At 68.6% G+C, this 14,640-nt stretch carries 11 protein-coding genes; all 11 read right to left on the bottom strand.

Annotated elements, in window-relative coordinates:
* Positions 1-4: 4 nt before the first annotated feature.
* Positions 5-1,528 (bottom strand): UDP-N-acetylmuramate--L-alanine ligase, encoded by a 1,524-nt coding sequence (murC, locus tag ACFQZZ_RS13670; RefSeq protein ID WP_378679180.1) that lies wholly within the window; start codon positions 1,526-1,528, stop codon positions 5-7.
* Entirely contained in the window at positions 1,525-2,646 is a 1,122-nt protein-coding gene (gene murG, locus ACFQZZ_RS13675; protein WP_378680522.1) for an undecaprenyldiphospho-muramoylpentapeptide beta-N-acetylglucosaminyltransferase, read from the bottom strand. Before murG ends, murC begins: the two co-directional genes overlap by 4 nt.
* Before the next feature lie 5 nt (positions 2,647-2,651).
* On the bottom strand, positions 2,652-4,106 hold the full coding sequence (gene ftsW, locus ACFQZZ_RS13680) for a putative lipid II flippase FtsW (protein ID WP_378679183.1): 1,455 nt from the start codon (positions 4,104-4,106) through the stop codon (positions 2,652-2,654).
* 26 nt (positions 4,107-4,132) lie between these two features.
* The gene (gene murD / locus ACFQZZ_RS13685) at positions 4,133-5,563 is read right to left on the bottom strand and encodes a UDP-N-acetylmuramoyl-L-alanine--D-glutamate ligase (protein WP_378679186.1); all 1,431 of its coding nucleotides are present in this window, start codon (positions 5,561-5,563) and stop codon (positions 4,133-4,135) included.
* A 49-nt stretch (positions 5,564-5,612) separates the two neighbouring features.
* Positions 5,613-6,689: a phospho-N-acetylmuramoyl-pentapeptide-transferase gene (gene mraY, locus ACFQZZ_RS13690; RefSeq protein WP_378679189.1), complete on the bottom strand. Its 1,077-nt coding sequence runs from the start codon at positions 6,687-6,689 to the stop codon at positions 5,613-5,615.
* Positions 6,686-8,299, bottom strand: a complete 1,614-nt coding sequence (gene murF / locus ACFQZZ_RS13695) for a UDP-N-acetylmuramoyl-tripeptide--D-alanyl-D-alanine ligase (protein ID WP_378679191.1) — start codon at positions 8,297-8,299, stop codon at positions 6,686-6,688. The genes mraY and murF overlap by 4 nt, the downstream gene beginning before the upstream one ends.
* The gene (locus ACFQZZ_RS13700; protein ID WP_378679193.1) at positions 8,296-9,981 is read right to left on the bottom strand and encodes a UDP-N-acetylmuramoyl-L-alanyl-D-glutamate--2,6-diaminopimelate ligase; all 1,686 of its coding nucleotides are present in this window, start codon (positions 9,979-9,981) and stop codon (positions 8,296-8,298) included. Before ACFQZZ_RS13700 ends, murF begins: the two co-directional genes overlap by 4 nt.
* 189 nt (positions 9,982-10,170) lie before the next feature.
* On the bottom strand, positions 10,171-11,931 hold the full coding sequence (locus tag ACFQZZ_RS13705; RefSeq protein WP_378679196.1) for a peptidoglycan D,D-transpeptidase FtsI family protein: 1,761 nt from the start codon (positions 11,929-11,931) through the stop codon (positions 10,171-10,173).
* A 125-nt stretch (positions 11,932-12,056) separates the two neighbouring features.
* Entirely contained in the window at positions 12,057-12,911 is an 855-nt protein-coding gene (locus ACFQZZ_RS13710) for a hypothetical protein (protein WP_378679198.1), read from the bottom strand.
* A complete protein-coding gene (gene rsmH, locus ACFQZZ_RS13715; protein ID WP_378679201.1) occupies positions 12,908-13,885 on the bottom strand; it encodes a 16S rRNA (cytosine(1402)-N(4))-methyltransferase RsmH in 978 nt (325 codons plus the stop codon). Before rsmH ends, ACFQZZ_RS13710 begins: the two co-directional genes overlap by 4 nt.
* A 214-nt stretch (positions 13,886-14,099) precedes the next feature.
* The gene (mraZ, locus tag ACFQZZ_RS13720; protein WP_328411392.1) at positions 14,100-14,531 is read right to left on the bottom strand and encodes a division/cell wall cluster transcriptional repressor MraZ; all 432 of its coding nucleotides are present in this window, start codon (positions 14,529-14,531) and stop codon (positions 14,100-14,102) included.
* Positions 14,532-14,640 lie beyond the last annotated feature (109 nt).

Genomic DNA, 14,640 nt, shown 5'->3' on the forward strand with positions numbered 1-14,640 from the left:
CGTCTCACCGCCCGTACTGCGGACGGGCCCGTAGCCCGTCGAGAATTTGACTTCCGAGCATCGTCACGTCGCCCGCGCCCATGGTGATCACCACATCGCCCTGCAGCGCGAGCGCCGCGACCTGACGGCCGACCCGCGACATATCCGGTTGGTAGTGCACGGGTTTGGTGACCGCCTGCGCAACCAGCGCACCGTTCACACCGGGCAGCGGCTTCTCCCGCGCACCGTAGACATCGAGCACGACCACTTCGTCGGCCAGGCTCAGCGCGGCCCCGAAGTCGTTGGCGAAGGTGGCGGTGCGGCTGTAGAGGTGCGGCTGGAACACCACGATGACCCGGCCCTGCCTGGAGCGGGCGCCGTCGCGGGCTTCCTGCTGGACCAGCTCGGCGGCGGCGCCGAGCACCGCGCGCACCTCGGTCGGGTGGTGGGCGTAGTCGTCGAAGACGCGCACGCCGTTTTCCCGTCCGACGAACTGGAACCGGCGGTGCACCCCGCCGAAACCCTCGAGACCCTGGACGATTTCGGCCACGTCTGCCCCGGCGGCGCGGGCGGCGAGCAGGGCGGCGAGCGCGTTGAGCGCCATATGCCTGCCCGGCACCGACAGCCGCAGAGTGCGCGGCGCCGGCTCATCGGCCAGCTGGAATTGGGCGACGCCGCCGACATCGCGCGGCTCCCAGCTGTGCAGACGCACCCCGACCGGCACCGGCGCGTCGGCCAGCTCGCCCGACCCGTAGCCGAGTACCCGAATGTTCTTCTCCGCGAGGCGGGCGCCCACACGTTCGGCCAGTGCCAGCGAGCCGGGATCGTCCAGGCACACCACCAGCAGTCCGCCCTCGGAAAGCCGATCGGCGAAGTCGTCGAAGACCTGCACGTAGGCCTCGTCGGAACCGAAGAAGTCCAGGTGATCGGATTCGATATTGGTGACCACCGCGACATGCGGGTCGTATTGCAGCAGCGAGCCGTCGCTCTCGTCGGCCTCGGCAACGAAGATCTCACCGGTGCCGTGGTGGGCATTGGTGCCCGCCTCGTTGAGCTCGCCGCCAACCGCGAAGGACGGATCGAACCCGCAGTGCTGCAAGGCCACGATCAGCATCGATGTGGTGGACGTCTTGCCGTGGGTACCGGAAACCAGCAGCGTCCGGTGCCCCTGCATGAGCGAGGCGAGCACGGCGGGGCGCAGCAGCACCGGGATACCGCGTCGATTCGCCTCGACCAGTTCGGGATTGGTCTTCGGGATGGCCGCATAGGTGGTGACCACCGCGGTCGGGCCGCCGGGCAGCAGGTCGAGTGCGCTCCCGTCGTGACCGATGCGCACCTGCGCGCCACGGGCCCGCAGCGCGAGCACGCCGCGGCTCTCCTTGGCGTCCGAGCCCGATACCGCGCCGCCGCGCGCGAGCAGGATGCGCGCGATGCCGGACATCCCGGCACCGCCGATGCCGACCATGTGCACCCGCTCCAGTTCGGGCGGCAGCGCCGAACGCCCGTCCACGGTGTCGGATTCCACCTGGTTGATACTGGCCTCGCTCATCGGCCCGACACCTGCACGATGATCCGCGCCACCTCGTCGGCGGCATCACGGTGTCCAGCGCCTGCGGCGAGCAGGCTCATCTCGATCAGCCGTGCGGGATCGGTCAGCAGTGGGATCACCTCGTCGCTCACGTATTCAGGGGTCAATTCGGAATCGGCCACAATTCTGCCACCGCCCTGGCCGACGACCGGCCTGGCATTGAGCTCCTGCTCACCATTGCCGTGCGGCAGCGGCACGTAGAAGGCGGGCAGCCCGACCGCCGACACCTCGGCGACGGTCATCGCACCGGACCGACAAACGACCGCGTCGGCGGCGGCGTAGGCCAGATCCATGCGGGAAAGATACGGCACGGCGACATACCGCGATCGGTCGTCACCCGAGTCCGCGACGTCCAGGGTGTTCTTGGGACCGTGTGCGTGCAGCACCGAGATGCCTGCCGCGGCCAGCTGCGGCGCGGCCGCGGCGACCGCCTCGTTCAGGGTCCGCGCGCCCTGTGAGCCGCCGAACACCAGCAGCACCGGCCCCTCGGCGGGCAGCCCGAAGTGCGCACGCGCCTCGGCCTGCAGGGCTGCCCGGTCCAGTGAAGTAATGGAGCCGCGCACCGGGATGCCGACGACCTCGGCATGGGCGAGCCCCGAATCCGGCACCGCGGCGAGCACCCGCACGGCGCGGCGAGCACCGACCTTATTGGCAATGCCCGCTTTCGCATTGGCCTCGTGCACCACCACCGGCACCGCACGCCTGCGACGCAGTAGTCCCCGGCCCGCGGCCAGATAGGCGGGCAACGCGACATAGCCGCCGAAGCCGACGATCACATCGGCGTCGACCGCATCGATGATTTCCCTGGTCCTGGCCACCGAGGCACGGACACGACCGGGCAGGCGCAGCAGATCGGCGGTCGGCTTGCGCGGCAACGGAACCGGCGGAATCAGCTCGAGCGGATAGCCGCGCTCGGGTACGAGGCGAGTTTCCAGTCCGCGTTCGGTGCCGAGCGCGGTCACCCGGATCGAATCGTCCAGCCGCTTCAGCGCATCCGCGACGGCCAGCGCCGGTTCGATATGTCCCGCGGTGCCACCGCCCGCGACGATCACCGACAGCGGTCGCCGCGCGGGCCGCACGTCACTCACCTGGATCTTCCCCGATCTCTCGCATGATTCACCGGATAACTCGGCTCCCAAGCCCTTGTCGCCCGCAACGAACTCGTGCCCCGGCTCTCCGGTGCACGGCGCCTGCCCGCATCGGCGCCGGCCTGCGGACGCCGCGCGGGCGGCACCGCCTGCCGTGCTCGGTCGGCTCTCGCCCGATCGGCGCGGGCCTTCTCGGCAGACCTTGCCGCCCTGGCCGCGGCCGAGCGGGCCCTGGCCGCGTCCGCCCTCGCGGGCGAATACACCTCTGGCTTCGGCAGCCGCAGCAGCCTGCTGAACCGGCCGTCCTGCCCGGCGTGCAACGCCGAAACGGCCTCCGGCTCATGCCTGGCCGCGTTGGCGATGATGCCGAACATGAACAGCGTAATGGCCAGCGACGAACCGCCCGCCGACACCAGCGGCAACTGCAGACCGGTCACCGGTAGCAGGCCGACGACGTAACCGATATTGATCAGGGCCTGCCCGGTGATCCAGGTGGTCGCGGTCGCGGTGAGCAGCCGCAGGAACGGATCGGCCGAGCGACCCGCGATACGCAGGCCGGTATAGACGAACAGCGCGAATAGTCCGAGTACGAGCGCACAGCCGAGGAAGCCGAGTTCCTCGCCGATGATGGCGAAGATGAAGTCGTTGTGCGAGTTGGGCAGATAGCTCCACTTGGCACGGCTCTGGCCGAGACCACGACCCCAGATCCCGCCGTCGGCCAGCGAGTACAACGCTTGGCGCGCTTGATAACCGATGCCCTGTGGGTCGTCGCCCGGATTGAAAAAGGCGCGCATCCGGTCGGACCGGTAACCCGCGGACAGGGCGAGAATGCCCGCCGCGACAACGCCGGACACCGCGATGGTGACGAACAGCCGCACCGGAAGTCCGCCGAACCACAGCAACGCCGCGAGCACAATGCCGAGGGCGATGGTGGTGGAGAGATTGGGCTCGAGCACCACGAGCAGACAGACAAGCAGACCGGCAGGCACCAACGGCACCAGCAGCTCTTTGAGGTTCGCCCGCTCCGCATGGCGCGAGGCGAGCAGATGCGCACCCCACACCACCAACGTCACCTTGACGATCTCCGACGGCTGCACCGAGAACAGCCCGACGTCGAACCACCGCCGTGAGCCCTGCACCTCACTGCCGATGCCCGGAATCAGCACCAGCACCAGCGCGATCACCGAGATCGCGAAGAACGGAAAGGACCACTGGCGCAGTCGTCGCAACGGAATCCGCAGCGCGAGATAGAACAGCACGCAGCCGATGACCGCGAACATGGCCTGCTGGTTGAACAGCGAATAGGCCGACCTGCCATCGGCGTACGCTTCGACGCTCGACGCGGAGAGCACCATCACGAGACCGAGCACGGTCAGCAACGTGGCGATGGTGACAACCAGGTGGAACGACGCGAGCGGGCGGGCCAGCCAGGCGCCGAACTTCGTCCCCATCTGCATGCTCCGCCGCGTCGTCTCGGTCATAGCCGCCGCCCGATGTCACCGTCTTCCAGAGCGTGCACCGCCGCGGCGAAGCTGCGGCCGCGGTGCGTGTAGTCGGCGAACATGTCCAGTGAGGCAGCGGCGGGAGCCAGCAGTACGGTATCGCCCTGGCGGGCGAACCCGGCCGCCGCGCGCACGGCCTCGGCCATGACGGCGTCGGCCTTCTCGGTTCTACCCATCTCTGCATCGTCTCCCGCGCGCACCTCGACGACCGGGACCTCGGGTGCGTGTCGCGCCAACGCGGCCGCGATCACCGGCGCGTCGGCCCCGAACAGCACAGCGGCGACCAACCGATCGGCGACTTCCCCGATCAGATCCTCGACCGCGGCGCCCTTCAATTGCCCACCGGCGAGCCAGATCACCTGCGTATGGGCCAGGATCGATGACCGCGCGGCGTGCGGGTTGGTGGCCTTGGAATCATCGATGAACTCGACGCCGTCCAGCTCGCGCACGAACGCCGCGCGATGCGGACCGACCTTGTGTTCGATGAGCCCCTCGCGGACGAACTGTGGTGCGACATCGATGGCCCGTGTCAACGCCGATGCGGCCAGTGCGTCGGCTATACCCGCGGGTCCCTGCGGGCTGATGTCGCCGACCTCGGCCAGGATCGCAGCCTTGGTGAACGCGCGATCGAGCAGCTTGCCGTCGACGACGCCGAGCTCACCGTCGGCGGGCACGCCGATCCGGAAACCGATGACCCGACGGGCTTTAGCGCGGCGAGCGAGCGAGGCGGCCACCGGATCGTCCAGTCCGACCACACCGACCCGGCCGACCAGCGCCCGCGCCTTGGCGGCGGCGTAGGCATCGAGGCCGCCGTGCCAATCCAGGTGATCCTCGGCGACATTCAGCACCACGCCTGCCTCGGGCCGCACCGACGGCGCCCAGTGCAGCTGAAACGACGACAGCTCGACAGCGAGCACCTGCGGACCCGGGTTGCGCCGCAAGGCATCCAGGATCGGCAGCCCGATATTGCCGCACGCCACACTGGCGATGCCCGCCGCGCGCAGGATCGAATGCACCATCGAGGTGGTGGTGGTCTTGCCGTTGGTTCCGGTCACCACCAACCACTTGCGGACCGGGCCGTAGATCCTGGCTTGATCGACCCACCAGGCGAATTCGACGTCGCCCCAGACCGGGGTGCCCTCGGTCACGGCCGCCGCCAGCACCGGCGAGTCCGGCCGCCAGCCCGGGCTGGTGATGACCAGTGCGAAGCGGCTCCAGTCGGCGGACTCCAGTTCGGTGCAGGTCGCGATGTCCAGGCCGAGCCCGGCCGCCTCGGCCAGCGCGGACGCGCCGCCGTCGGTGACTACCGGTCGGGCGCCGATATCGCGTAGGGGCTCGATCAGCGAGCGTCCGGATACGCCCCAGCCGGCCACGAGAACATCACGGCCACGCAGGAATTCGAGCATGGGCCCTGGCGTTCGCAGGGCCCTCGGAGAATGTTCGACCATCGCTAATTCACCCGACCGCGGAGAGGTATTCGCTATAGAACAGCCCGAGTCCGACCGCGGAGGCGATCGCCGCCAACAACCAGAAACGGATGATCACCGTAGTTTCAGCCCACTTGCTCAGTTCGAAGTGATGATGGAACGGCGCCATCTTGAACAATCGGTTGCGCGTGGTGCGGTACACCGCCACCTGCAGCACCACCGAGGCCGCCTCCGCCACGAACAGCGCGCCGATGACGACCATCAGCAGCTCGGTCCTGGTGGTGATGGACAAGCCCGCCAGCATGCCGCCGAGGGCGAGCGAGCCGGTGTCACCCATGAAGATCTTGGCCGGTGCGGCGTTCCACCAGAGAAACCCGACACACGCGGCCGCGCCGGCGGCGCACACCAGAGCCAGGTCCAGCGGGTCGCGAACGTTGTAGCAGCCGGCCTCCGGTTTGATCGCGCACGCGTGGTAGTACTGCCAGAACGAAATGACCACATAGCCGCCGAGCACCAGGCTCATCGAGCCCGCGGCGAGACCGTCGAGGCCGTCGGTGAGGTTCACCGCGTTGGACCAGGCGACCACGATGATGCAGACGAAGGCCAGGAAGATGATCGCGCCCATCGACACCGTGGTGATGTCACGGACGTAGGACAGATGCCTGCTCGCCGGGGTGAGACCGTTCCCGCCGCGGAACTGCAGGGCGAGGACGCCGAAGATGACTGCGGCGGTCAGCTGACCGAGGTATTTGCCAGCGGCGGTCAGGCCGAGGTTGCGCTGCTTGCGCAGTTTGATGAAGTCGTCGAGGAAGCCGACGAGGCCGAGCGCGGTGGTCAGGCCGAGCACGAGCAGACCCGACGCGGTCGGCCCCTCGGCGTCGTAGCCGATGCCGATCAGATGCGAGCCCAGGTAGCCGGCCCACAGGCCGATCAGGATGGCCACGCCGCCCATGGTCGGGGTGCCGCGCTTGGCCTGGTGGCTTGCTGGGCCGTCGACCCGGATCTCCTGGCCGAAGCCCTGCTTGGCGAAGGTTCGAATCAGTAGCGGCGTCAGCAGGATCGACACCGCTAGCGCTATGCCTGCCGCGAATAGAATCTGCCTCACGACTCCGCCTCGCTAACGCTCGGCTCCGTCGTTCGGCAGAAGGCCGCTGTGCCTTCGGTTCGTTCGCTTCGCTCACTCACTCCTGCCGCCTCCGTGTTAGACCCCGCCCTAGTCCCACCCGCGTGACCCCGCGCACGCTCTGCACTGGTCAGATGTTCGGCGACCTCCCACAGGCCCACCGACTTCGACGCCTTGACCAGCACCACGTCGCCCGCTTCGACCTCATCGTCGAGCAGCGCGATGGCTGAGCCGATATCCGGCACGAGAATCGACTCCTCGCCCCATGAGCCTTCCATCACCGCTCCCTGGTGCATCGCCCGGGACGGCCTCCCGGTGCCGACCACGATCAAGCGGTCGACATCGAGGCGTACCGCGAGGCGTCCGATCCGGTCGTGCTCGATCACGGATTCCTCGCCGAGTTCGCCCATTTCACCGAGCACCGCCCAGCTGCGCCGCGCGGTGCCACCCGCGCGCGACATGGTGACCAGCGCCTTGAGCGCGGCTCGCACCGAATCCGGATTGGCATTGTAGGAGTCGTTGACGACGGTGACGCCCTCCGCGGTGGTCCGCACATCCATCCGACGGGCCGATGCGGCGCGGGCACCGGAGAGCGCCTGCGCGACAGTGTCGAGGTCGGCGCCGCATTCCAGGGCCACCGCGGCGGCGGCGAGTGCGTTGCCGACCTGATGTTCGCCGTGCACGGCCAGCCGCACCGGGACGCTGCCGCTCGGCGTGTGCAGCGTGAAGCCCGCGCGCGCCTCGTCGTCGAGCCGGATGTCGGTGGCCCGGATGTCGGCGCGCTCGGTCTGCCCGACCGTCACCACGCGTGCGGTCGTGCGATCGGCCATCGCCGCCACTTGCTGATCGTCGGCATTGAGTACGGCGAGCCCGGCGGGCGGGAGTGCCTCCACCAGTTCGCCCTTTGTCTTGGCGATCGCCTCGCGGCTGCCGAACTCGCCGAGGTGGGCGGTACCGACATTGAGGACGACGCCGATCCGCGGCGGCGCGACGTGCGCGAGCGCGGCAATATGGCCGGGGCCGCGGGCGGACAGTTCCAGCACCAGGAATCGGGTGCCGGTGTCGGCGCGCAGTGCGGTCCACGGATGACCGAGCTCGTTGTTGAACGAACCCGGCGGGGCAACCACCGGCCCCAAGGGAGCCAACACGGCGGCGAGTAGGTCCTTGGTCGAGGTTTTGCCGGAGGAACCGGTCACTCCGACAACGGTGAGTCCGCCTGCCGCACTGAGCCGTTCGACACTGATCCGCGCGAGCGTGGCCAATGCGGCGAGCACCGCGGCACCGGAGCCGTCCGAATCATGGGCCAGCGCAACCGAAGTCGCGGGCACCGCGCCGGAGTCGGGCGTCACCACGATCGCGGGTACCCCCACCGGCTTGGCCGCGAGCACCGCGACCGCACCCGCGGCAACCGCCGCGCCCGCGAAGTCGTGGCCGTCGGAGCGCTCGCCCGGCAGGGCGAGGAACAGATCTCCGGAACTGATTCGGCGCGAATCGAATTCGACCGAACCCGTTACCGTCACCTCCGGGTCGGGTACGTCGTGCAGCGTGCCGCCGACGACGTCCGCGATCTCCCGCAGTGTCATCTCGATCATGAAACCGTCAAGTCCTCCGCGTCCGAACTCTGCGGACTTCGATGTGCTTGCTGTGTGGTCTGGTCGGCAGTGATGGTCTGGTGGGCATGGTCGCTGCCGAGGCGCCGTTCCAATGCCGCCGCGAGCACGTCGCGGTCGTCGAACGGATGCTTCACACCCTGGATCTCCTGCCCTGCTTCGTGTCCCTTGCCCGCGACGAGCACTACGTCGCCGGGCCGCGCCCAGTCGACCGCGGCGGCGATGGCCTCGGCCCGATCGCCGATCTCCCGGATCTCGCCGCGCTCGTCGGCCGGAATGTCCTCGGTCCCCGCGCGCATGGCCGCACGGATAGCCGTGGGGTCCTCGGTGCGCGGGTTGTCGTCGGTAATGATCAGCAGGTCGGCGCCGCGCGCCGCGGCCGCGCCCATCAGCGGCCGCTTGCCCGCGTCCCGGTCGCCGCCTGCGCCGACGACAACGGCCAGCCGACCGGTGGATTCCGCCGCCGTCGCGAGGTAACCACGCAGGGTGGCGATCACCGACTCGACCGCGGCGGGCTTGTGCGCGTAGTCGACGATGGCCAGGAAGTCCTGTCCGCGTTCCACCCGCTGCATCCGGCCTGGCACATCGACCGCGGCGAGCGCGGGCGCGGCGACGGCGGGATCGACGCCGGCCGCCGCGCACAGCGCGACCGCGAGCAGTCCGTTGGCGATGTTGTAGCGGCCAGGAAGCCGCAAGCGCACATCGACACTCACGTCCGGTCCGGCGGCGGTGAACTCCTGTTCGCCACCGTGCCCGGTGACCTCGCCCGTGACGTGCCAGTCCGCGGAACCGTTGGTGGACACCGTGATCGGACGCGCGAGCCCGGCGGCCAACCGCTGACCCCACTCGTCGTCGACACAGATCACCGCGGTGCGGGCGGCGACCGGCGACTCGGCCTCGAACAGCTCGCGCTTGGCGGCGAAGTAGTCCTCGAAGTCGGTGTGGAAGTCCATGTGGTCTTGCGACAGGTTGGTGAAACCGCCCACCGCGAAGCGCACGCCGTCGACCCGGCCGAGCGCGAGCGCGTGACTGGACACCTCCATCACGACCGCGTCCACACCCTGCTCGACCATCAGCGCGAACATCGCGTGCAGCTGTGGCGCCTCGGGCGTGGTCAGTGCGCTCGGTACCCGGCGGCCACCGATCCTGGTCTCGATGGTGCCGATCAGCGCGGTGGAAAGGCCCGCGGCGGCCAGCCCGGCCTCGACCAGATACGCGGTGGTGGTCTTGCCCGAGGTCCCGGTGATGCCGACGATGCGCAACCGCTGCGAAGGATTGCCGTAGAGCGCGGCGGACAGCTCGCCGAGCACCGATCTCGGCTGCTCGCGCACCAGCACCGGCACGCCGAGCTCACCCGCCATTTCCGCGCCCACCGCATCGGTGAACACCGCGACCGCGCCCCGTTCGACGGCGTCGCGCGCGAATCGGGCGCCGTGCGCCTGCGCGCCGGGCAGTGCGGCGAACAGATCGCCGGGCAGAACCGCATTCGAGCGCTGCTCGATACCCGTGACAAGGAGGTCGGCCGGGACGGACCCCGGCGTACTCGCGCCGGTCAGCTCCAGCACGGTGGACAACGACGTCGACCGCGGGTGGGTCGGCCGGAGCGCGTGCTGGCTGGACTGCGCGGGCACAAGGCTCCTCTCGGGTATCGGCACGGACAACATGGACTGACGAATTGGAGTGGAACGACGAGTCAGGTTACCGACGTCTACTCATGGCCGGACAACGCGGCTCACCGATTCGACCTCGCAAGTCTGGCGAAGCGGCCGCCGGCACCCGTCGCCGACCCGGCATGTGACCGCCGAGGCGGGGACATGCTGGGCGAAACGAGGCAATTCGACAGCCGCATAGTTTTACTGAGCCTGCAGAACGAACCGTTTGGCCGGCTCCGGCGATGGCGGGATGCGGTCGCGCTGCAGCGCCCACGAGGCGATGTTGTGGAACAGCGGAGCCGCTGAGCCGCCACCGCTACCGTCGGAACTGCGGATGGGCGCGTCCAGCATCAGGCCGATGACATAGCGCGGGTTGTCCGCGGGCGCCATCCCGGCAAAGGTGATGTAGAACGACGAGGTCGAATAGCAGCGGCAGCTCGGATCGACCTTCTGTGCGGTGCCGGTCTTGCCCGCGACCTGATATCCCTCGACCGCCGCGGGGCTGCCGGTACCCATCTGGACGCCCATCGGATCTTTCTGCACCACCGCCTGGAACATGGTGCGCAGTGTCGCCGCGGTCTGCGGGCTCACCACCCGCACTCCGTCGGGCGCCGACTCTTCGGTCCTGGTGCCGTCTGGTGCGATCTTGGCCTTGACGATCCGCGGCGGAATCCGCACGCCGTCATTGGCGATCGCCTGGTACATCGCGGTCATCTGCAGCGTAGTCATCGAAAGGCCCTGGCCGATGGGCAGGTTCGCGAAGGTGCCGCCGGACCACTGGTCGCGGGCCGGAACCTGGCCCGTACTCTCGCCCGGCAGGCCGACACCGGTGCGCTGGCCGAGCCCGAATCGGTGCACCATGTCCGCGAACCGGTCCTCACCGACCCGCTGCGCCAGCATCAGCGTGCCGACATTGGAGGACTTACCGAAAATGCCGGTGGTGGTGTACGGCGCGACGCCGTGCACCCAGGCATCGTGGACGGTCACGCCCGCCATCCGGATCTCGCCGGGAACCTGCAGCACCTCGTCGGGATTGGTCAGTCCGTATTCGATGGCCGCGGCCGCGGTGACGATCTTGTTGACCGAGCCGGGCTCGAACGGGTCGGACACCGAGGGGTTGAACATCTCGGCGTTGCCCCAATTCTGGGGACCGAGCGCCGGATTGAAGGTGTTGTCGTTGGACATGGCGAGCACCTGGCCGGTCTTGGCATCCAGCACCACCGCGGACGCCGAATTGGCGCCGGACATCTCCTTGGCCTGCTGCACTTGCTGCTGCACGTAGTACTGCAGATCCGAATCGAGGGTCAGCTCGACGCCGTTGCCGTTCACCGCGGACTGCTTGTCGCGCCAGCTGCCCGGGATGACCGCGCCGTCCGAGCCGCGATCATAGGTATGCGAACCGTCGGTGCCTGCCAGCACCGCGTCCATCGAGGATTCGAGCCCCATCTGGCCGTGCCCATCCCAGCCCGTCGCGCCGATGACGTTGGCCGCGAGCGAACCACCCGGATACTCGCGCACGTCCTGCCGGTCCGCGCCGACCTCCGGGTACTGCACGATGATGTCGGAGGCGATGCGCGAGTCGACGTTGCGTGCGAGGTACACGAATGTCTTGTCGCTGCGCATCTTCTGCAGCAACTCCGGCTCGCTGGGAGCGTCCTTGCCGAGCTTCTCGTGGATGGTCTTCGCGATGGCGCGCAGCCGCTCCTCCGGATCCGGCGCCTTCGCGCTCTTGGCCTTGGCGTCCTCGAGTTGCTTGCGGACCGGGACCGGCTGGAAGGTCAGCGATTTCGCACTGATGGTGAAGGCGAGCGACTTGCCGTTGCGATCGGTGATCGGGCCGCGGGTGGCCTCTTCGATCTTGCGCGTAGTGCGCTGGCTTGCCGCCTGCTCGGACAGGCCGGGAGCGGCGAAGCTCTGCACCCAGAGCAATTGGAGCGCGACGACCAGCAACGCGACCAGCATCACGATCCGGCCGACGCCGAGCCGAAGCCGAAGCGGACGGTCTTGCTGTTTGGCGGCGGGCCGCGGCCTCGGTGTTCTGGATGGATTCGGCCCGCGCCGCTGTCGCGGCGCGGGCCTGGTCTGGGTCACTGCGTGGCCCCGCCGGGCACGGGCTGTTCCTGCGGCACTTCCGGCTGCGTGGCAGGTTCCTGCGGTGCTTGATCTTCCGGCGCCCGAGCTTGCTGGGCGCCGGGCTGCGGCGCCTCGATGGGCGACGGCACCGAAGGCTGTTCCACCGGAGCCTGAGCGGGCGCGGCCGGACTCGGGCTAGGCGCAGTGGGCGTCGGGCTAGGCGGCGAGGTGTGCGCCTGTGCGCCGTTGGCCTGCGCCGCGTTCGCATGATCGGGCGTCGACGGTTGCCGTGACGACGGCACCGGCACCACACGCTCGCCCTGTGCCAGCACATGTCCCGGCTGCGAGGCGATCGGCGCCGCCGGCGCCGTATTGAGCGGCGGCACCGGCGGTCCCTGCGCGGGAGTCGGTTTGCCGATCACCGTCACGGTGCCGTCCGGAGCGACCACGATGCGGGCCGGATCCTTGGCCGGGATCATGCCGAGTTCGCGCGCCCGTGCCGCGAGTTCCGGCGCCGAATCGGCCGCCTCCACCTCGCGCTGCAGCGACGCCCGCTCCTCCGACAGCTTCCTGTTGGCCTGCCTGGCGTCGCCGAGCTGGTAGCTGTCCTCGGCCGCCCGGGTGGTCAGCAGCAACGTGAAGGCGAGACCACAGCCGAGCAGCGCGATGATGGCCGCCACGAACGGAATTCGGGTCGCCATGACAGACACCCGCCGCTTCGGCAGGGCGGGCGTGTCGGTGAGGTGTTCGGCGCGCAGTCGGCGGCGGGCGTAAGCGCGTTGCGCCGCACCGGATTTGACCCGCTCGGCAGCCTGAACCCGGCGGGCGACCCGGCCCGGCGCCTCGACGGCTCGCGTCCGAACACTCATGAATTCCCCTCCTGGATTCTCTCTGCCGCGCGCATCCTTACCGGCGCCGCGCGCGGGTTCTCCTCGATCTCCTGCTCGGTCGCCTTCTCGGCGCCCCTGGTCAACAGCTTGAATTCCGGTCCCATACCGGGCAATTCGACCGGTAGGTCGACCGGAGTCCGCGATGTCGTGCGCGGTGCGAGCTCCTGCTTGACCACTCGGTCCTCGAGTGACTGGTAGGACATCACCACAATCCGTCCGCCCAGCCGCAGCGAATCGAGTGCCGCGGGTAGCGCGGCCCGCAGCGAATCGAGCTCGTGGTTGACCTCCACCCGCAGCGCCTGGAAGGTCCGCTTGGCTGGATGCCCGCCGGTCCGCCTGGTCGCGGCCGGAATCGCGGCGTAGAGCACCTCGACGAGTTCGGCGCTCGTGGTGAACGGCTTCTGCTGTCGCCGCCGCAACACCTCCGACGCGATCCTGCCCGCGAAGCGTTCCTCCCCATAGGTTTTCAGCACGCGAGCCAGATCGCCGTGACTGTAGGTGTTGAGCACGTCGGCGGCGGTGATGCCGGTGGTCGGATCCATCCGCATGTCCAGCGGTGCGTCGACGGAATAGGCGAAGCCACGATCGGTTTCGTCCAGCTGCATCGAGGACACACCGAGGTCCATCAGGATGGCGCTCACCGAGCCGGTGCTCGCCAGCCCGGCCTCGTTCAACGCCGCGGCGATACCGTCATACCGCGTGTGCACCAGGGTGATTCGGTCCTCGTACGGGCGTAGTCGCTCAGCGGCAAGTGCCAGCGCCGAGGTGTCGCGATCGAGTCCGACCAGACGGATCTGCGGATAGGTGCGCAGGAAGTGCTCGGCGTGCCCGCCGAGTCCGAGGGTGGCGTCTACATAGACGGCACCGGGTTCACCCAATGCCGGTCCGAGAAGTTCGTCAGCTCGACCGAGCAGAACCGGAACATGACGGGGACCGTGCTGTTCGCGGTTCACCTCGACCTCCCGGGATTTTGCCTCGCGTCGTCCTGCACTACTTGGAGCGTCTGGGCGGATAAGAGTCCGACCATCGCACGGGTCGCCTTGATAGACAGTTGCTTTCGAAAATACGAATGCCGCGTGGTCTCTGTCCGAAACACGGCACCTGGCGTCGGGGAAGTACGTCAGGGTCCACGTCCGGGCAGAGGCCGCGTGGCACTCGTTCGCTCGGTTAGAAGATTCCGCCCAGCGACTCGTCTCTCGCTTCCGCGTAGTCCTCCTCGTGCTCGGCGAGGTAGGAATCCCACGCCTGCTTGTCCCATATCTCGAGGAAGTCGACCGATCCGATCACCACGCATTCCTTGTCCAGGTTCGCGTAACGACGATGGTCGGCCGACAACACAATCCGGCCTTGGGCATCCGGACGTTGCTCATCGGTTCCGGCTGCCAGCGCGCGGACGAACGCGCGCGCCTGCGGGTTGCTCCGAGACGCCGCCGCGGCTCGGCGAGCGAGCGCGGTGAACTCTTCCTTGGGATACACGGCAAGGCTGTGGTCTTGACCCTTCGTGACCATCAACCCTCCCGCCAGATCGTCTCGAAACTTTGCAGGCAACGTGAGTCGCCCCTTGTCATCCAACCGAGGTGTGTACGTACCGAGAAACAACCCGATACCTCCCGGATCAACCCCACCTGCGCGGGGAGTGCGATCACCTCGGATGTACGACTTTCCTGTAGTGCGCGCTCCACATTACCCCACTTTCCCCCACTTTCAA

Source organism: Nocardia sp. GCM10030253 (assembly GCF_042675075.1).
In the GTDB taxonomy this organism is placed as follows: Bacteria; Actinomycetota; Actinomycetes; order Mycobacteriales; family Mycobacteriaceae; genus Nocardia.

Bases quoted from the DNA above. Each gene is read 5' to 3' on its own strand.
- murF (WP_378679191.1), bottom strand. From the start codon at position 8,299: ATGATCGAGATGACACTGCGGGAGATCGCGGACGTCGTCGGCGGCACG.
- murD (WP_378679186.1), bottom strand. From the start codon at position 5,563: ATGCTCGAATTCCTGCGTGGCCGTGATGTTCTCGTGGCCGGCTGGGGC.
- ACFQZZ_RS13710 (WP_378679198.1), bottom strand. From the start codon at position 12,911: ATGAGTGTTCGGACGCGAGCCGTCGAGGCGCCGGGCCGGGTCGCCCGC.
- ACFQZZ_RS13705 (WP_378679196.1), bottom strand. From the start codon at position 11,931: ATGCTGGTCGCGTTGCTGGTCGTCGCGCTCCAATTGCTCTGGGTGCAG.
- ACFQZZ_RS13700 (WP_378679193.1), bottom strand. From the start codon at position 9,981: ATGTTGTCCGTGCCGATACCCGAGAGGAGCCTTGTGCCCGCGCAGTCC.
- murC (WP_378679180.1), bottom strand. From the start codon at position 1,528: ATGAGCGAGGCCAGTATCAACCAGGTGGAATCCGACACCGTGGACGGG.
- ftsW (WP_378679183.1), bottom strand. From the start codon at position 4,106: ATGGGGACGAAGTTCGGCGCCTGGCTGGCCCGCCCGCTCGCGTCGTTC.